The sequence below is a fragment of the Flavobacterium sangjuense genome (assembly GCF_004797125.1).
Taxonomy (GTDB): Bacteria; Bacteroidota; Bacteroidia; order Flavobacteriales; family Flavobacteriaceae; genus Flavobacterium; species Flavobacterium sangjuense.
This window is the reverse complement of sequence record NZ_CP038810.1, coordinates 897,522-917,912: the sequence shown is the minus strand read 5'-3', so window position 1 is coordinate 917,912 and position 20,391 is coordinate 897,522. Positions and strand designations below refer to the sequence as shown.

Below are 20,391 nucleotides of genomic sequence, written 5' to 3'. Positions count from 1 at the left end.
ACGATTCTGTTTTTTAGGTTAATACCTCAAAACTTTAACAAATTCCTATTTATTCGTGTTTTTTTAATGAAAATTATTATATTAAATTTCTAAAACATATTTTTGCGGAATACATTTTATCTTTGAAAATATTCAATTCCATAAAGTCATTCAATACCGTTAAGCCAACAATTGTAACTATTGGTACTTTTGATGGTGTACATCTTGGACACAAAAAAATCTTAGCACAAATTACCCAAAGCGCTCATGATTTAAATTGTGAAAGTTTGGTACTTACTTTTTTTCCACATCCCAGAATGGTACTTCAGGAAGGCACTGAGATGAAACAACTCAACACCTTAAATGAAAAAATTGAACTACTTGATAACTTAGGGATTGACAACCTCGTTGTGCATCCGTTTGACAAAGAATTTTCCAGACTAACTGCTGAAGAATTTGTCAAAGAAGTTTTAGTTGATGTTTTCAAAATCAAAAAAATAATTATCGGTCATGACCATCGCTTTGGCAGAAACAGAACCGCTAACATAGATGATTTAATTGGTTTTGGTGAAACCTATGGCTTTCAAGTAGAGCAAATTTCGGCAGCAGAAATCAACGAAGTTTCTATTAGTTCTACCAAAATAAGAAATGCGCTTTTAGAAGGAAATATCGAATTGGCTACAACTTATTTAGGCTACAATTATTCGCTAAGCGGAATCATTTCTAAAGGCAAACAATTGGGAAGAACTATTGGTTATCCGACGGCAAACATCAAAATAGAAGAAGATTACAAACTCATTCCACTAAATGGTGTTTACGTAGCCAAAAGTATCCTAAACGGGGAAACTGTTTTTGGCATGATGAATATTGGTACGCGTCCAACTGTAGACGGAACGACTCAAACCATTGAAATCAATCTTTTTGATTTCAAACAAGATTTGTATGGTCAAAAAATTACGGTTTCGCTTTTGCACAGAATGCGCTCAGAACAAAAATTCGAAACTATTGACGCATTAAAAACCCAGCTGGGTAAAGATAAAGTGATGGCAGAAAATTACATTAACCAATTGCGATAATTCTATTTTAGTTTTTATTTTCTTTCCTTTTCTGTTAAATAATTGACTTTTTAAAGATAATTTCTTAAATTTGGTAGACTCCTTTAGTATTCACTTAAACGCTATCAACATGAAACTGCCAAAAGAACTTATAAATGCAATTATAATATTTGCCGGAATTTCTATCTATTTCTTAGTTATAGATTTCTTAGGATTATCAGACGTACTTTGGTTGAGAATGGTAAACATCCTTTTTGTATTTTATGGAGTTAACCGAACCCTGAGTTCTAACATAGATGAAGGAAAAACAGGATATGTCTCCAACTTACTTTCGGCCGCTACAACAGCATTTGGAGGCGTTTTATTAAGCATCATAAGCTTAGTTGCTTATGTACATATAAGAGGCGGTGATGAGTACGTTAGTAATCTTTCAGCAGATCTTTTATTTGGCGGAGATCCAACAGCCAATCAATACTGTATCGGAATCTTGTTTGAAGGTATTGCTTCTGCCTTAATGGTTGTTTTTGTCTCTGTACAATATTGGAGAAGAAAAATGTCTGCTCAAGACTAAAAGATACAATCCTATTAATGTGAAACAAAATTGTAACTTACATACAATTTAACTACTTTTGGTGCACGATAAAATTGCATCTATGAGCATCACAAAACACAATTGGACTAAGGAAGAAATTATTGCTATTTATAACAAACCCATGATGGATTTGCTGTATGAAGCAGCAACAATCCACAGAGAACAACACGACCCAAACGTTGTTCAGGTTTCTACTTTACTATCTATAAAAACCGGTGGTTGTCCTGAAGATTGCGGTTATTGCCCACAAGCTGCCCGTTATCATACCGATATTGAAGGCAATGATTTAATGACCGTAAACCAGGTAAAAGCTCAGGCTTTGCGTGCCAAATCAAATGGCTCATCTCGTGTTTGTATGGGTGCTGCATGGCGTAATGTAAAAGACGGTGAAGAATTTGACCAGGTGTTAGAAATGGTTCGTACCATCAACAAACTGGATATGGAAGTATGTTGTACTTTGGGAATGATTACCGAAAATCAGGCTCAACGTCTTGCTGAAGCAGGTTTATATGCTTACAATCACAACTTAGACACATCCGAAGATTATTATAAAGAAGTAATTTCTACACGAGGTTTTGAAGACAGATTGGAAACAATCGAAAATGTTCGTAAAACCAATGTTACCGTTTGCAGTGGTGGGATTATTGGGATGGGAGAAAGCATAGAAGACAGAGCCGGAATGCTCGTAGCGCTTTCTACTTTAAATCCACAACCGGAGTCGGTGCCAATTAATGCTTTGGTTGCTGTAGAAGGAACTCCAATGGAAAATGAAAAACCTGTTGAAATTTGGGAAATGATTCGAATGGTAGCTACTACCCGAATTGTGATGCCTGAAACTCAGGTTCGTCTTTCTGCGGGAAGAATGGAAATGTCCAGAGAAGGTCAAGCTATGTGTTTCTTTGCCGGAGCAAATTCGATTTTTGCCGGTGATAAATTATTAACTACTCCAAATCCGGACGTGAATGAAGACATGAAAATGTTTGAAACACTTGGATTAGTTGCTCAAAAACCATTCATCAAAGCAATGCAGCCTACAACAGTTGAAGCTGTCGATTCACAATATCAGGCGTTGGGAGAAAAGCCAAAATGGTCGCGTCCCGGACACACTATCGAAAGGAATTTGCAATCATCCACAAAAGGGAAATAAGATTTTTAACTTATCTTGTCTTTCTTTTCGGAAAGCTTTTATAAATTTGCTCTTTGTCTCGTGACTTAGAGCATTTTTTTATAAAAGACTTTATATGACGTTAGCATTAACAGAAATTGAACGCGTAAAGACCATTAGCAAAAAAGATTTCTATAACAATTATGTTAAGAAACAAAAACCGGTAGTTGTTGAGCAATTAATTCAAGATTGGCCAGCCTACGAAAAATGGAATTTAGATTACATTAAAAAGGTAGCAGGAGATAAAACAGTACCACTTTATGACGACAGGCCTGTTTCGCATAAAGACGGTTTTAACGAAGCTCATGCCAAAATGAAAATGGCAGATTATATTGATTTACTCCAATCAAAACCAACCAACTATCGAATATTTCTCTATAATCTAATCAAGGAAGTTCCCATTTTAAAGGAGGATTTTAAATGGCCGGATATTGGGTTGCGATTGGTAAAACAATTACCAATGCTGTTTTTTGGCGGAGAAAACGCTAAGGTTTTTATGCATTATGATATTGATTATTCCAATATTTTACACTTTCATTTTCACGGTACAAAAAGATGTATTTTGTTTGCGCCGGATCAAAGCCCGTATTTATATAAAGTACCACATTCCTTAATTTCCAGGGAAGACATAGATTTTGACCATCCTGATTTTGAAAAATGGCCGGCCTTAAAAAAAGCCAAAGGGTTGGTCACCGAATTAAAACATGGTGAAATGCTATACATGCCTGAAGGCTATTGGCATTATATGAAATATGTCACTCCCGGATTTTCTATGAGTTTAAGAGCTTTCCCAAGAAGTATCACTAATTTATCGAAAGCAGCTTACAATGTTTTCATCATGCGAAACCTTGATAATATGATGCGAAAATGGAGAGGACAGCAATGGATTGATTATAAAAATCAAAAAGCTGTTTCAAATACAAAAACATATTAAATAAAAAGGTCTCGTCTCGTTATTAGTAACGAGACGAGACCTTTTTTATATTCTTTGTTCTTTTTACAGAATAATTTTTCTTGAAATCATAACGCCGTTTTCCAACTTAATTTTGACGATTAATGTTTGATGACTCGACGTAATATTAGATGTTACAAAGTTGTTATTGCTTATTGCTTTTGCAAAGAACAATTGTCTGCCTAACACATCATATACTGTTACTTCTTGTATTTTTTCAATATATGAGTTGATAGTCATTTCACCATGCTTAGTAGATACCACAACACTATTATTTAGTGTTTCGAAATCAGGTGTGCCAAGAGCTTCATTGGTATATCTTAAAATAAATCTATTTTCATATTTACCATAATTGGTAGTGAAGGTATACGGAGATTGTTTTAAATCATGAATAATATTCATCTCTCTATCTTCTAAATAAATATTTTGATCTGTATTGAAAATGCCTTCTTTTTGATCTAAACTAATGGTAAACTGACCATTTGCTATGCTGAAATAACCTAATGTCACTAAGTCTGTATCTGAAAATGAAGGTCTAGCCTGAATTTTGTATTTTTCATTCTGAGAAAGCGAATAAAAAGTAAGCTGCGTATTGGAGGTATTTACCCTGCCATCATAAGCCCAATCAAATCCTAAGGTTGTTTGCTCAAAATATCCGACAAGAAGTTGGCTAAACAATCCGTCAGGATTTTGAAGATTTAGCCAAAGTCTATCTCTTTCGGTTTCAAGAGTAGTGTTGGTTGTTTTAAAAAAATCATTGTTTAAATACGTTTTGTCTCTCATCGAATTATTAAACACTACGTCAACATTATTGGCTTGAGCTTCAATAAAAAATCCCTGCCCTGAAGCTACTTTACCTGTAGGCACTGTGCTTCCTGTCAGACTAGCTCGTGTTCCGCCTGTAAGATTGTATAAAGCATAGTCCGCTGTAACAAAATTAGAGGCACTCGGACCCGGATTAGAAACCGAAACATCTGCAACATGCGTCCAAAAATAAAGTGTCCCAGATGTATTTGCTCCATTATCTGCTATGAATTCATCTGCCAAAATAGCTGATGGATACGGATTCCCTACCAAATTAAAATCATCAGTTGTGCTCGCTGCATTTGCGCTTTCATAAATTTTTATAGGAATAACTCCATTGTTTGGCACTCCTAAAAAAGATACTGTTGTAGGCAGTGCTTGTGGACTAAACGTTACCGAAGTTGGCGCCATGACTGCATAGCCTTTCCCTGATGTCATTGTTGCACTTGGACCAGCATAAACCCACGCATCTCCATTGTCATCAAAACTATCTGCCGGAGCCATGCCTGTTGCAGCAGTTACTAAATCTGCAAAATTTTGAGTGTTGAAAGTAAACGAATAATCTGTTCGCCAACCGCTGAATATAGTAGATAAAGCTCTTGCATCTGCTACAGGTCTTGACCAATAAACGTAATCATAACGCTCATAAGGTGTCGTAGTTCTTTTATAAGTAATATTTCCGGAATTGTTGACATTATTGTTGATCTGAACTAAACTGGAATTATTTTCAAACGTCATGGTAGCTGTAGGCGCAGCTGCTACTGTGAGCTTTTTTAATAAAGTCAAACTATGCGAGGAATTGAACACCACATTTCCACTGGTGACCGTACAAGCGCAGCCTTCCAAACTTGCCGGTGAAGAATAACTTCCTGTAAATTCTAAGTTGGTATTTCCTGTTGGTATTGCTGAGGAAAAGCTAACACCATTCCATGTTGACCATGCTGTTCCGTCCCATATTGAAGTATAGGTAGAAAATTCATCGGCGCCAATATCAGGTGCTGTTGCATCTCTTGCGTCATTGTCATAATCTATTATGTTGGGTGAAGCTAATACTAATGCACCACCTTCACCACTATTACAAGTAGCGTTATTTATGTGTAAATCTGCTGTTGGAATATCTACAAAAGATACAACGGCTTCCGTAAGGCTGTTTGCATCTTTACCTGTTGCCTGCCATGTTGTAAAGCTATTATCTGTAATTCCATTTGTCGCGACTATTGTGGCTGCATTAGTTGCATTTAGGATGTTGTAATTACTATTCATATTAGGCAATCCGGAAGTTAAATTAGCTAACGCATAATTCTTACCATTCCCGGTTCTTGTCATATTTAAAATGTTATTATAAATATTGGCGGTAGCAACAGGGCTGGTCGCCGTATTAAATTGCAAGGCTACACTATTTTGTGTCCCGGTTGAACTTCCTCCAATTGTAATACTATTATAATAATAATTTCTTGTATTTGTTCCTCCCGGATCATAGACTCCCATACATTGCATCCCATTAGTATTGGCACCATTACTTAAGGATATCATGTTGTTTGCAAAAGTCCAGCTACCGCCAACTGGCCAAAACCCAACAATAAAAGGTGTGGCTCCTGTAGCAGTGTTCGTAAGACCATAAATCCTGTTTCTGATCATAGTCCCACCAGATGATACCCCTCCGGCAGCAATAGCAGCTACACCAATATTAGCATTTGCAGTTGTAGTTGCATTTAGGTTATAAATTGTATTTAAGTTAACGGTATAGGAATTTGAGGTAGAAGCTGAAATCAAAATCCCAACAATCGCAGATGAAATTCCTGTGCCAGTATTCGTTGTAGCTCCATTTAAATCATAAATAACATTTGATGAAATGGTAACAGGATTAGAAGCGGAAGCCGGAGCAACGTGAATACCCCTGATAGCAGAAGAAGTCCCAGTGCTACTATTTGTCAGTCCGCTAATTGTATTACCGGTTATCGAATTGGATGATGATCCCGGAATAGCCATGTAAATTCCTTTAAACGAACCCGCATTCGTAGAAGACGTCAGTGTGGAAATAACATTATTGGTAATCGTTTGTGTTGCACCACCAGCGACCCATATTGCTACTACATCAGAAGTAGTTGTTGTACTTGATAGTCCTGAAATTATATTTGCATTAACCTTTTTTGCTCCTGAGTTAGAGCCACAATTTATTCCAATAACAGTACTACCTCCGGAAACATTACTTATTGTATTCGTATCTATATTATTATTGCCTTTATCAATATCCATTACAATCACTGTACTTGAACCTCCGGTAATATTTGAAAACGTATTATATTGATATGTTTTTGAAGTACCGGTACCTGCTGCACCCACATTATACCAACCCGTAATTGTTGTGGCTCCGGTAACGGTTACATTTGAAAAATTATTACTGTTATGATTGATTACTGCTGCTATATGTGGATTATTTGTACCGCAATCATAAAACCAAACTCCATTGCCCGCAACCGATTTAGTAAAACCAGTAACGATACTGTTACTATTCACATTTTCAGTACCACCGGAAAGTGCAGAACTATAATTTCTTATAAACACTACAGTTCCTGAAGTATTAACAGTGTTATTGGTAAAGGTATTACTGTTGATGTTTAAATTTAATGCTGTCTGATTATAGTATATGAAAGTAACTGCTCCTGACGAATTTGCCGTGTAGCCGAAATTTGAGAAGTTATTATTACTGATTGAAGTAGTGGTTGCATTATTACTACCATTAGTTCCGTCTAATTGAATCCCCAATATAGCTCCACTTGTGTTAGCACTTCTAACAGATATATTGTTATAAGTGACGCTATTAGTGATGGTTCCTGTTGGAGTTGCAGAATAATCCTCAACAGAAATCCCTCTAACGCTAGTTACAGTTGTTGCTGTTGAACTGGTAAGACTATTATAGGAAACATTATAATTTTTAGTGTTTCTAACAACAATTCCATTAACAGTACTCGTCCTTAAATTAAAAGTTGTGGCGCTGCTGGCTGTTCCATAGTTGGTTATTGTATTAGCATTAGCTAAAGACCCACCAATTACTAATCCATCATTGAATGCGGCAGCAGTGGAAGAGCCTATTACAACAATACCACAATTTACATCAGTAACAGCATTGCCGGTAATGGTTAAATTACTATTTGATCCTGCTGCTAAACTGGCACTAACAGTTCCTGTTGGACCCGTTGCAGTATGACTTGAACTACTATAAACACCCATAGTATTGGTATAGGTTCGGTCTAAATCAATCGTACAGTTTTTTATCGTAACATTTTGAGAGCCATTAGCGGTTGCTGCGGTTGCTCCTGAAAAAAATATTCCGACACCAAATTCAGTCATATTATTTGAAGCAGCAGTTGTCGTTGTATTCAAATTATTTTCTAATAATGTAAAGCCATCAAGGGTAATATAATCACATCCAACAATTTTAAAAATACCATCTGAATAACTTCCTGCTGTATGAGGGTTAAATGCTGTAAATGTTGGATTAGTTCCCGTGCTGAATTTTTGAAACGTTATTGTATTGGTAGCTGTTCCTGTGCCGGTTATATTAAATCCTCCATTCGGTGTGGTTTCTGTATAACCTGCCAAAACATTGAATGTAACTGCCGCATTAACACCGTTTGCATTCAATGCTGTAACAGCACTCGCAACAGTTGGGAAACAGGCAGATGGAATATAATATGTTCCTCCCAAAGGACCGGAAGTTATATTGGCATAAGAAACATTAATTGATGCAGGCGCAGCAGGAGTTTGTCCAACACGGGCCAATGTAAATGAAGTATCCATAGCCGGGCTAAAACTCATACCATCATTTATCAAACTTACCTGAACAGTTTTTGCCGTTGATAAACAAGCCGCAAACTTACTTAATACCACATAAACTCTCAATCCACCCGCTGGTACAGCAATATTTAAAGCATCATGCCCATACAAATTATTATTGGTTGGATTACTGTTATAATCTCCGTAAATCGTTGCATTGCTTTCGGTTCCGTTAAAGGTTTCAGAGCCTGTTGCCGGTTCGTAATAGATTTTAAATCCATCATTTGCAATTTCACTGTTCTCCGCTAACGTACCCGTATTTTGTATCCAAAAACGCTGCAATACCCTTGAAGAAACAGCGCCAAAATCTATCTTTACAGACATAACCACATTATAGGGAGACGTTATCGCTCCGGGATTTAACTGAATAACACTTGATGTTACATCCGAAGGTCTGTCTGATAAATCAAAAAGATAGTGTTGTCTTTCATTATACCCTGTTTGATTAGGATTACCACCATAAGAGTTTGAACCACCACAATAATCAGCATGCACCGAAGTATAAGCAATTAAACCTGCTATAGCATTGGCACCAAAAACATAATCAACGGTGGTGCTTTGATCAATATTGGTCGCTGGAGTACAATTATTTACCGCTGTAGTTGGATAAGTTAATATATTGGTACTATTTAACCACGTTCTTCCAAAAAGCTGGTAAATATTACTGTGTGAATTTGAATTGAGTAACATGGTTGTTGAAGCATCTTTTTCAAGATAACCATATTGGCCGATACCACTATTTGTTTTTATGTATGGATCTTGGGCAAAAGCAGGAGTGCTATTCACTAAAATCAGGAATAGCATTATTTTAAAAAGTGATAAACTATATTTATTCAATACATTCATTTTCAACTCCCCTTTTATAGAATCTATAGTTTACTAACAATAAATTACTCTTTCCTAAAGAATAATTTTTCTTGAAATCGTCACGCCGCTTTCCAACTTAATTTTGACAATCAATGTTTGGTAACTCATTGAAATATTAGAAGTTACGAAGTTAGCATTATTTATTGCTTTTGCAAAATATAATTTTCTTCCTAACATATCATACACTGTTACTTCTTGTATGTTTTCAACAAAAGACTTAATGGTCATTTCGCCATGGTTAGCAGCTACCACAACATTATTGTCTGTGGTTCCGAAATCAGGTGTGCCAAGAGCGCTATTAGTATAGCGTATTACAAATCTATCATCAAATGTACCGGCAACCGAAGAAAAGCTATATGGGTTTTGTCTTAAATCATATATGATGTTTAAGTACTTATCTTCTAAATAGATATTTTGAGATACATTAGAAAACACTCCGTCTACAATTGCTAAAGCTATTTTATAATCGCCACTTTGAATGATGTCCATTCCTAATGGCACTATATCATTCTCTTCAAAAGGGATTGACCGCCCTTGTATTACAAAGCTTTCATCACTTTGTAATGAATATATCTTTAATGAACCATCTCTTTTTGATATAGCATCATATAAATTGTCTCTTTGCATAGTGGCGCCACTTACATACCCAAACATTGTTCTAACCGGTGGTTGGTTATCTTTTACCAAATCTATCCAAATCCTATTGAATTCAGGTCCTTCAATATCGGCGTGGGTTGAAACTGGTGATGTCCTAAAGAAATTAGTTCCCGTTGCGTTCACATAAGTCTTATCTCTCAAACTATTGTCGAAATTAACGGTTGCGCTTCCGGCTGCACCATCCTTCATAGTAACAAAGAATCCCTGTCCTGCTCCAATATAATAATCAGGGTTAGGATTCGCTAAATTCCCAGTCAAATTAAAAGGCACATAATCAGTAGCCGCATTATAATTAGAAAAGAACGTATTATAAAATGGATTGCTTGTAGAAGTTGATGGAAGCGTACCATGAGTCCAAATATATAATGCTCCAGTTAAAGGAGTGTTATTATTAGTTAAAAAGCCTCTGCAACTTATAGCGGATGGATATGGATTACCTAATAAATTCCAATTGTCATCTAAATTAGTAACTACATGATTATTAGGCGCAGGAAGTGTATAATTTGCCCCTGTATAAGTTCCTCTGTATATAGTAACCGAATAATCTCCATTTCTTGGGACTCCCAAAAAAGGCACTTCTAAGTTTTGATTGGCCGTATTATTAAAAGTACTTGGTCCGCTCACTATATAGCCTTGACCAGCATTCATTACACCTGATGCTGTTTGCCAGTTTCCTTGTGTACCATTAGCATTATTAAGCGTAGTATTCCATAAAAATTTGTATCCGTCAGATGGATGACTGCTTAAATTAAATCCGCTAACTGGTGAAGACCAATAAACGTAATCTGATTTTCTTTGTTGCGCAATTCTTTTGTAGGTTATATTCCCGGAATTGGCAACATTATTTATTTGAACTAAACTCGAATTGTTTTCGAAAGTTGCTGTTCCACCGGTACTAACAGTTAGGCTGTTTTGAATTAAAACATAGTTATTTGCCTTAACCGAAAGTGTAAATGTATTATTAACAACAACACTACAAGCTTCAATATTTCCATTAACTGAAGTATCATAATTACCATTAATAATTGCACCAACCGTTAACGAAGGTGTTCCGCCAACCCAGGTTGTACCATCCCATGTAGAAGCACTTACCGCTAATTGTGCAGCATTTGATGCAGTTCCGCAAGTTGTATTTTGAATGACATTGCAATAAAATTGATAGCCATTATAAGTTCCTATGGCACCATCAAGCGTTAAGGTATTTGATGTAAAACCAGAAGCTACAACTCCTGCTAAAGAATTTGCCGCTACTAGTGCTGTCCAAGTTGCTGCTACACCCGAATTATAGTACCATTGATAGGTTAAGGCACCTGGACCCGGAGCAAGAGTTCCGGTAACACTAAAACTAGCCGTAGACTGACATGTACTTACATCAGCCGGATTGGTAGTTGACGGAATAGTTGAAGCCGGCGGACTGTAGGCAAACGTTCCTAAATCAGCTATTGAAGGGGTGTTTGTATGAGTCCAATCACTTGGGTTGCTAGTCGTATTTGGTCCGGATGTGGTCACATTACGCTTGGCTGTATATCCTGCAGTTCCATTCGGTACAACATACACATCTACTATGGTGGTTCCATGATATAGATACAAAATATCATCTCCGTTAATTCCACCTGCCAGTGGTGCAAAATCAAAGTTAGGCGAAGCTGTATTGGTGTCTGCGCTTATTCTTCCATATCTTACTGTTCCGGTAGCTATCGATGTAATTCCCGGGCTAAATGCATAATCGGTATAAGTGTTGGAAACTAATGCTGCAGCATCTCCAAACCTTCTTATAAAATAAGGCGTTAAATCTATAGTGCTACCTGTACCATTATAAACTTCTATATATCCTAAACTACCTAATGTACTATCATAAACTTCGGTCATAATAAGTTCGTTCAATCCTGAACAAGTACCGGTAACTTTAGTAACGGTATAAGCAATTGAAGTAACACAACCTGAAACCGCATGGGCAATATTAATATTACCTGTAGTTGCCGTTGGTGGAACAACCACTACCAATTGGGTTGCCGAACTCGAAAGTACTGTAGCGGAAACTGAATTAAAGGTTACGGTAGCGCCTGCTAAACTTACACCGCTTGCAGTTATAGTAACATGTGTTCCTACTGGCCCTGAAGCCGGTGTCACCGAAGAAATAGTAGCGGCCACACAAACTCCGTTTCCTTCAACAGCAAAAGTATATGGGTTTTCGCTGCCAGTGGCATCATCATTCGCAATAGATATAGTAGAAGTTCTTAAACCCGAAACCTGTGGATTAAAAGTAATGGTGAAATCTACATAATTTGTTCCACTAAAAGGAATGTTGGTATATGGTGCCGATGATGTTACCGTGAAATCAGTTGTATTTGATGTGGTAATAGTAGGTACATTTAAACCTAAGTAACCAATGTTTTCTATTCTAAATATTTTAGTTTGTGTTGAACCAATGTTAGTAGCCGCAAACTGTGTATTGTCCAGAGAATCCGGAGTAGTATCCCCCGAAACAATCGTCGGATTAGATGCTATAACTCCTTTAACATTTATCTCCGGCGCTGGCAATATCCCAATTCCTGTAAAATTAATAACATAAGAACCTTCATCAGGGTCATCACTTTTTATAGTAATACTCCCCGTAAATGTCCCTGCCGTAGCAGGATTAAATCTGATGACAAAAGTTTGTGTACTTGGTGTTGTACTAATCATCCCCAAAATCGTTGGAGAAGCATAACTGTAAGGCGTTAATAAGGAATACGGTGGATTACCGGTTATACTTGGCAAATTCCCCCCCGAACTACCCAAGGTCAATAGTTGCTGTCCTAAGTTTTGAATAGTAAACGTTACATCTAATGGAGAGCCTGTCGTAACACTACCAAAGTTGTAGATGCTCGTTGTTAGATAGGTTGTACTTCCCTGAACTATATTTATATCTTTATCTCTTTGACCCGCAGTGAAATGATTTGGTGGCGTTAGATTCGAACAGTTCGGAAGTGATAAGGTATTACTACCTATACTTCCTCCGGCATTTGACCATATTGTCCCATTCCATTGATTGGCCTTACTTAATGATTCTGTTCCATTAACATCAACCGGAAGATAGGTTCCTCCAAAAGTATAGGTTGGAGTAGTAAATGTTCCCGAGGTAGTCACTGCCCAATATCTTGAAATAAAATTAGTTGTAGCTGTCATGTTTGGATGTTTAGCGTCTTCTACGGCAACTCCAAAAAAAGCTGTGGTAAAAGAACCTGCCGTAAAATTAACCGAAGCCGGCGAGTATTGTGAACCATCCGTTGAAGCAACTTTGTCTCCAATCGGAAAAACATAAACGGTGCTCGTTGCGGTTATTGCTTTACTTAAAACACCTCCAACAGTAGCATCGGCAATAACATAACTATTGCCTGTAGCCGTAAAAGTATTGCTACACGTAGAAGCTAATGTCATAGTGTTAGCTACCAAATCAATTAAGCCGTTGGTTAACACCAAAGAAGTATTTATGGTTACAGGAGTCCCCAATACACAACCAACTGTTGCTGCCTGACGATCCATAGTAAAAGTGCCTAAATTTTGAAAACCAGTAGTAAAGTTCAATGTACCAACACTTCCGGTTCCAAACAACTTTAAGTCTGAAGTGGCACTTCCTTTGAAACTTCCTGAACCACTAATAACATTAGCCGTAGCTGCAGTTCCGATGGTTAGTGTGTTTCCTGCATTAATATCAATGACATCCGATGAATCTCCAAAAATAATAGCATTACCTGTATTTGGTGCTGATATTATAAGACTGGTTCCCACTGCCAACTGTACTGTAGTTCCTGTTCCTGTTGTACGTAAATAGGGAATGGTCAATGTACCGGGAGAGGTAACCAACTGAGTTCCTGTTTTAGTAAAATAAACGGCTCTTGCATTGGCTGTAAAAGTACCGCTGTTTGTAAAATCTCCTCCTACTCTCAAGTCTGACCCTGAAAAAGTACCTAAAGTTGTAGTCCCTGAATTAATAAAATTTCCTGTAATTCTTAGTTCTGTCGCGGCTACAGCTCCCATTGTCGTAGCTCCTGCATTGGTGTAGTTTCCGGCAACGACAACCGGTGTCGCCACATCGGCAAAAGTAAAAGTACCGTTATTGGTTACCGAACCGGCAATGGTTAATGTTCCTGCGCTTGGCGCTCCCATAGTGGTATCAGCCATGGTAAACGTAGAACCTGCATCAATAGTCAAACTACCATTCATAGCCTTATTAGCCGGATTCCCATTGTTATAATCAAGAGTAGTATTGTTGCTTAGCTGAACGTTGTTTGGATAACCCGCTGTAGTTCCAATCGTACCTACACCGTTAGCCAGCCATTCAAAGCCTCTTCTATAGGTTCCTGTACTGTTGTATTTCAACAATGAAGAAGCACCATAAATAGGTGAGTTATTAAAAAATCCTCCTGCATTAATGAGACACGTTCCTGTAATAGTAAGCGTCGAAGGGGATGTAATCGTCACTCCCGCACCTCCTACACTAAAGGTTCCTGCCACACTTCTAATGGTAGTGGCATTCATGGTCATACCTCCCTGAAGAATCGTAACATTAAATGGGGAGTTGCTGCTTGGCCAAAAAACATCTGTGCTGTTTACTCCGTAATTAGTAGAACTATTGAAAACTAAAGTCCCGCTCACACCATAAGTGAAATTAGATCCTGTTGCCCAACCTCCTGAGTCTAACTGAAACGTTCCGTTTACAGTTGTTGTTCCATTATTCGTATAGGTAGCACTTACTGCCAAAGACTTGTTTGCGTTAATGGTTGTAGTGGTTCCTGAATCTCTTGTTATTACTGCAATTGAGGTTACAATATGATTTATTACAACATTTTGAGACGAGGTCGGAACACCTGCCGGTGACCATATAGCAGCATTTGCCCAGTCTCCGTCGGCAATAGTTGTTTTAGTTAAAGGCGTAATAGTTTGATTCCCCGCTGCAGAAGCACTTCCTGATTTTGTTCCCGAACTAAATATCAAGTCCGCATTGGCAATTGTGTCAATATTGATATATCGTGTTGTTGTGGCGGTTGATGAAATATTAGCGGTTACCCAAAAATAACTTGTTCCAACTGCTAATGCTTGCGAAAACCCAGTGAAAGTTAAAACATCTCCACTTCCAGTTGATGTAGAACTCAAGGCAGTTCCTAATGTAGCAGCTGTGCCAAAATTATTAGTTGACTTATACCAAAGTGTAAAACCAGCACCATTAATATCAGCTGCCTGATAATTCCCCAAAGCTAAAAAACTAGCTTGAGTTAGGTTGGTCGTAGCATTCGCCACTGTAAGCTGAAAACTGGAAAGAATATGATTCGTTGTTCCCTGAGGCACATTGGCTGCCGTTATTTGCGTACCATTATTCGCTAAAGTTACTGCCGGAGTTGGCGAAGTTGTAGCCTGACTAAGTGGATTATTTGTTGCGGTTGCGGTTTGATATATATTACCCGTTGTACAATATTCATAAACTCTGTACCAGTAGGTTGTAGAAGCAGCAAGACCCGAAATACTTATGGCGCCACTACCAGTTCCTGCATAAACTACTTGCTCTCCTGAGCCATAAGTTGTAGAAGCGGAAGGAACAGAACCATTTGTTGGTGCAGTAAAACTATTTGAAGTATTCATTTTTACCACTCTTCCCGCACCGTTACCGTTGGTCCAGTTAACATCCATGGTAGTTGCAGCAACATTACTAAAAGTAATATTAGATGCTTGAGTTGTTGGAGCTGTGCATGAGCCGGTTGATGTTACATTAATGTTATCAATATTATACTTAGGCCTATTACCAGAACCTCCTGTTTGACCATTATTCCAAACGTATAATCTTATAACGACTTGGGATTTATTATCAAGAGCTGCAGGTAAAGTTATTGAAGACAAACTACCAGATTCTCCAGTTGCATTATTATTTATTCTTGGAATCGTATATCCTGTTAAATCTGCAAAAGTTACACCGTTATCAACACTATATTGAATTTTTAAATCGGAACTTTTAGGAGACGCATTTACTGTGTTAGTTACTTTTAACCAATCTAATGAAATTGTTCCTGCTGTGCGTCCAGTGAAATCCAACAATAAATCTGTAGCAGTTGATAAATTTCCTGTAGCTAAAATCACCATACTCGTGGTTCCTATCTGAACACCACCAGAGGTCCCAGATGAAAAAACTGTGGTTGTGCTAACGGTTGATGTAGCTACACTTGATGCTACTCTCCAATTTGCAGCACCTGTTCCCGAAGCATAATTGTTTGTCCATCCGCTTATGTTGGCAAAATCTTGAGTGTAATTTCCAGATGACATTGTATAAAACGTCTGCCCATAAGAAGTCAATGGAAGAAATGCTAAGAAAACAAAAGCAACAAGTAATTTTTTATAATTCATAATTATGATATATCGTATTTATTTCCAAAGCAATAGCGTCTCTTTTGTACGCACAAAAAAGGGTCAAGCTGTATTGAGTAGAAAATGGGACAACAAATCTACATCTAAATTACTAAAATACAAGCAGTTTGGATTAATAAATTATCAATAAATCGCTATGTTTATGAACATTTTCTATTAATAACTTATAAAACAGTGTTTTTATATGCGTTATCGGGAATAATTGCGGATTTTTTTGATTGTTTTTCGTGCGTTTAATCCTAAAGACCGTTTGGTTTCGAACAATTCCCTAACTTTGTTTTTGAAATTTGAACCCAAAAAATGAACGAAGCACTAACGTTAAAGGAAGCCCAACTCAAGCTGGAATATTATTGTTCTTATCAGGAACGCTGTCATCAGGAAGTGGTTCAGAAAGCCGGCGATTTGGGAATGAAATCCCATGAAACGGATGCTATTGTTGTTCATTTAATCCAGCATAATTTTCTAAACGAAGAACGCTTCGCCCGAAGTTTTGCACGCGGAAAACACCGTATCAAAGGGTGGGGCAAAAACCGCATTGTTAACGAACTCAAACAGCGACATATTTCTGCACCCAATATCAAATGCGCTTTAACCGAAATCACAGAGGAAGAATACCAGGATACGTTTGACAAACTAGCCGAAAGGCATTGGGAAACCATCAGAGAAACCAATGTTCAGAAAAAGAAAAAAAAGTTTTGTGATTACTTGCTGCGTAAAGGTTGGGAAAGTAATTTGGTTTATGGGAAATTGAAGGAGTTTGAGAAATAGTTATGAATTATAAGTTATGAGTTATGAGTTGGGTTTTATCGAAAACTACAACTTATAAGTGAAGATATAGATTTCACAAAGCTTTTTAACTTATAATTCATAACTTATAACTCATAACTTACTTAACAAAATACTCACCGCATTACCCCCAAATCCAACCGAATTTATCAATACGTTTCGAATCGCTTTACGCGGATTTTGTTCCGTAACAAATGGAACGCCAATAAACTCTTGGTGTTGCATCATCAAAAGCGCCAATTCAATATTCAGCATTCCCGAAGCGCCAAAAGTGTGGCCAACTTTCCATTTGTTGGTCGTCAGCATCGGAAGTGTTTTCCCGAAGACTTTTTGTATCGCTTTGTATTCTGATTTGTCGCCTTTTAAAGTTCCCGGCGCGTGCATCACTACAACATCAACCTCGTCTAAGGATACATTTTGCAACGCCATTTTCATCGATTTCTGAAAGCATTCCGCTTCATCTGTAATTGATATGCTGTGTTGTAAATCGTCGGTGGCATAACCAAATCCGGTAACGTAACCCAGGGCATTATTGTGCACGCCAATTTCCAAACACGCCATTGCTGCGCCTTCGCCCAACACCATTGAATTTTTGATTTTATCCAAATCTAAAGCTTTACATGGGAATTCATCATTCGTCTTAGCATAAATCTTTAATGCCTGCATTTGAGCAATCGTAAACGGCGTTAAAGGCGCTTCACTTCCGCCTACCAAAAAGCTGTCTGCCATGCCGGCCTGCAGCCAGGCGATACCGTTTAACAAAGCATGAAGTGCTGTGGAGCAGGTTATCGAATGTGACAATTCAGGACCATTTGATTTTAAATCGTGTGCCACCCAAGTGGAAATGTTTCCTAAAGTTGTACTTGGCGATGCCAGAGTTGGTGTCTTTCCGGTTTCTAAAAACTCCTGATGATGCTTTTCAAAAAGCTGGGTAGCACCACGCGAAGAACCAATGTTAACGCCAAATTTTGAATCCTTCCAACCTGCTTTTTTTACCGCTTCTCTTGATGCGAGTATAGCATAAAGCACTGAATTGTCAAGCGACTTATACTTCACATCCGAGTTTCGCAATGCCTGAACCTCTTTAGCTAAAGTTTCAGATAATGGAGCAGCCAGAGCAGTAGTATTGCCTATTGGCGCCTCAACAATCAATGATTTTGGGTTCAGGTATTCCTTCCAAACATCAGCAGTCATTTTTCCTAAAGGAGAAAAGGAAGCAATGGAAGTTATGGCAATAGGTCTTTTCAAAAGAATATTAGTATTGGAATTAATAGTGCAAAACTACACTATTTCAAGCGCTTTTTCGACAGTAGTATAGACTTTTTCCAGTTGGGTATTGGTAATAACATAGGGCGGTAAAATGTAAACGATGTTTCCAACAGGACGGAGAATTACACCATTTTCAACAAAGAAATTATAGAGTTTGTTGCGCATTGTGCCATAATAACTTTCCTGGCTTTCGGTCTTAATTTCTAAAGCAAAGATGACTCCGAGAACACGCGTTGTTTTTACTTTTGGGTGTGATTTTATTTTGGCCTCAAATGCCAAATGCAGTTTATTTATTTGGGCAATATTATATTGCATTGCATACGTTTGCAACAAATTGATACTTGCCAAAGCTGCCGCACAACCGGTTGGATTTGCGGTAAAAGTATGTCCGTGAAAGAGTGCTTTGTTAGTGTCATCATCATAAAAACCATCAAAGACTTCCTGAGTAAAAGTGGTTATCGCCATCGGAATTGTTCCGCCTGTTAACGCTTTTGACAAACACATCATGTCGGGTTTGTTGACCAAATAATCAGTGGCAAAAGTTTTTCCCGTTTTCCCAAAACCTGTCATCACTTCATCGGCAATGGTGAATACATTATTTTGGTTACAGATACTAATCATTTTATCTAAAACTTCGTAAGAATACATTACCATTCCGGCTGCACCTTGTACCAAAGGTTCAAAAATGAATGCTGCATATTCATTGGTTACAACCAAATTCTGTAATGCCTGCAAACTCTTTTCTTCATTGCCTTTTGTTGGCACCGGAATCCGGATTACTTCGAGCAACGAACCTTTGAATGCTTTGGTAAAAAAGGAAATGCCGCTACTCGCCATCGCTCCAAAAGTATCGCCATGAAAGGCATCTTCAAAGGCTATGATTTTCGTCTTTTTAATTCCTTTGTTATAATTGTATTGCAATGCACATTTCAAAGCGACTTCAACAGCTGTTGAACCGTTGTCAGAATAGAACAGTTTCTTTTGGTTTTTTGGCAAAATGGTCATCAGCTTTTCGGCCAATAAAACGGCTTTGTCATGCGTAAAACCACCAAACAAAACATGCTCCAAAGTGGTTAACTGTTCGTAAATCGCATCCGCAATAACTTTGTTAGAATGTCCGTACGGATTCACCCACCAAGAGGCAATCGCATCAACATATTCCTTGCCATTTTCGTCCCAAAGCAAAGCTCCTTCGCCTTTGACAATCGCCGGAAAATCAGCAGCTGTTTTATGCTGCGTATAAGGATGCCAGTTGTATAATTTGTCTCTTTCGGAAAGGTTCATTTTTTAAAGAAAATAGAAGAAAGAAGCAAGAGAAAAGACTGAAGCTCTTTCGAAATTATAATTGCAAAGATACATTAAGAACTTTTCTTTCTTCTTGCTTCTTTGCTCTTGTTTCTTATAAATTTAAAAGATTCTCGCGGAATTTATCAGCGTAATACCCAATTACATTTTGGTCAAAATAAGGTTCGTTGTCAATTCTGCCAATGAATTTTATGCCGGTTTTCTTTAGGATAATTTCTTCTGTGGCTTTGTTTTCATCACCAGAAAAGATGATTCCTGCAACGCTAATTTTTCTGTTTTTTAAAGCTTCAATCGTGAGCAATGTATGATTGATACTTCCCAAATAATGACGTGAAACCACTATAACTTTACAGTCATTTTTGATTAAATCTACTACACAATCGTTGTCGTTTAGCGGAACGAGAATTCCACCTGCGCCTTCAATAACCAAATGATTATCGGTTTTTGGCTCTGTTATTTTTTTTAAATCGATTGTGATTCCGTCAAGCTGTGCAGCCAAATGTGGACTTGCCGGCGTGTTGAGTTTATAGCTATTTTCGTGAAATTGAGACTTGTCATTCGAAATCAAAGACTTGACTTTATGACTGTCTGAATTGTCTAAATCTCCGGCCTGAATGGGTTTCCAATAATCGGCTTCTAAAGCTTCGACGACGATAGCGGAAGCAATAGTTTTACCAACATCGGTACCGATTCCTGTGATGAATAGCTTCATTTAATCAAATTCGTA

The 20,391-nt window shown here is 37.7% G+C and carries 10 protein-coding genes; 5 read left to right on the top strand and 5 right to left on the bottom strand.

The features are described 5' to 3' along the window. Positions 1–122: 122 nt before the first annotated feature. The 4 genes from GS03_RS04040 to GS03_RS04025 all read left to right on the top strand — a co-directional run bounded on the left by GS03_RS04040 (position 123) and on the right by GS03_RS04025 (position 3,725). A complete protein-coding gene (locus GS03_RS04040; RefSeq protein ID WP_136151290.1) occupies positions 123–1,055 on the top strand; it encodes a bifunctional riboflavin kinase/FAD synthetase in 933 nt (310 codons plus the stop codon). A gap of 109 nt (positions 1,056–1,164) precedes the next feature. After that, entirely contained in the window at positions 1,165–1,605 is a 441-nt protein-coding gene (locus GS03_RS04035; RefSeq protein WP_136151289.1) for a hypothetical protein, read from the top strand. Between the two features lie 82 nt (positions 1,606–1,687). Beyond that, on the top strand, positions 1,688–2,773 hold the full coding sequence (bioB, locus tag GS03_RS04030; RefSeq protein ID WP_136151288.1) for a biotin synthase BioB: 1,086 nt from the start codon (positions 1,688–1,690) through the stop codon (positions 2,771–2,773). 94 nt (positions 2,774–2,867) lie between these two features. Continuing rightward, on the top strand, positions 2,868–3,725 hold the full coding sequence (locus GS03_RS04025; protein WP_136151287.1) for a cupin-like domain-containing protein: 858 nt from the start codon (positions 2,868–2,870) through the stop codon (positions 3,723–3,725). Between the two features lie 63 nt (positions 3,726–3,788). On the opposite strand, the gene GS03_RS04020 is transcribed toward GS03_RS04025, so the two are convergent. Continuing rightward, positions 3,789–9,230, bottom strand: a complete 5,442-nt coding sequence (locus GS03_RS04020; protein ID WP_136151286.1) for a T9SS sorting signal type C domain-containing protein — start codon at positions 9,228–9,230, stop codon at positions 3,789–3,791. 54 nt (positions 9,231–9,284) lie between these two features. After that, entirely contained in the window at positions 9,285–16,283 is a 6,999-nt protein-coding gene (locus tag GS03_RS04015) for a choice-of-anchor D domain-containing protein (protein WP_136151285.1), read from the bottom strand. A gap of 321 nt (positions 16,284–16,604) precedes the next feature. On the opposite strand from GS03_RS04015, the gene GS03_RS04010 reads away from it, so the two are divergent. Continuing rightward, positions 16,605–17,072, top strand: coding sequence for a regulatory protein RecX (locus tag GS03_RS04010; RefSeq protein ID WP_136151284.1), 468 nt, complete (start codon positions 16,605–16,607; stop codon positions 17,070–17,072). 111 nt (positions 17,073–17,183) lie between these two features. Here the strand turns inward: GS03_RS04010 and GS03_RS04005 are convergent, their stop codons facing one another. The 3 genes from GS03_RS04005 to bioD all read right to left on the bottom strand — a co-directional run bounded on the left by GS03_RS04005 (position 17,184) and on the right by bioD (position 20,376). Next, positions 17,184–18,338 carry a beta-ketoacyl synthase N-terminal-like domain-containing protein gene (locus GS03_RS04005; RefSeq protein WP_136151283.1) on the bottom strand — a complete coding sequence of 385 codons (1,155 nt, stop codon included), beginning with the start codon at positions 18,336–18,338 and terminating at the stop codon, positions 17,184–17,186. A 33-nt stretch (positions 18,339–18,371) separates the two neighbouring features. Continuing rightward, positions 18,372–19,643, bottom strand: a complete 1,272-nt coding sequence (gene bioA / locus GS03_RS04000; RefSeq protein WP_136151282.1) for an adenosylmethionine--8-amino-7-oxononanoate transaminase — start codon at positions 19,641–19,643, stop codon at positions 18,372–18,374. 115 nt (positions 19,644–19,758) lie between these two features. Continuing rightward, entirely contained in the window at positions 19,759–20,376 is a 618-nt protein-coding gene (gene bioD / locus GS03_RS03995) for a dethiobiotin synthase (RefSeq protein ID WP_136151281.1), read from the bottom strand. Positions 20,377–20,391 lie beyond the last annotated feature (15 nt).

Coding starts and splice junctions, on each gene's coding strand:
- bioD (WP_136151281.1), bottom strand. CDS start 20,376: ATGAAGCTATTCATCACAGGAATCGGTACCGATGTTGGTAAAACTATT.
- bioB (WP_136151288.1), top strand. CDS start 1,688: ATGAGCATCACAAAACACAATTGGACTAAGGAAGAAATTATTGCTATT.
- GS03_RS04010 (WP_136151284.1), top strand. CDS start 16,605: ATGAACGAAGCACTAACGTTAAAGGAAGCCCAACTCAAGCTGGAATAT.
- GS03_RS04025 (WP_136151287.1), top strand. CDS start 2,868: ATGACGTTAGCATTAACAGAAATTGAACGCGTAAAGACCATTAGCAAA.
- bioA (WP_136151282.1), bottom strand. CDS start 19,643: ATGAACCTTTCCGAAAGAGACAAATTATACAACTGGCATCCTTATACG.
- GS03_RS04035 (WP_136151289.1), top strand. CDS start 1,165: ATGAAACTGCCAAAAGAACTTATAAATGCAATTATAATATTTGCCGGA.
- GS03_RS04015 (WP_136151285.1), bottom strand. CDS start 16,283: ATGAATTATAAAAAATTACTTGTTGCTTTTGTTTTCTTAGCATTTCTT.
- GS03_RS04020 (WP_136151286.1), bottom strand. CDS start 9,230: ATGAATGTATTGAATAAATATAGTTTATCACTTTTTAAAATAATGCTA.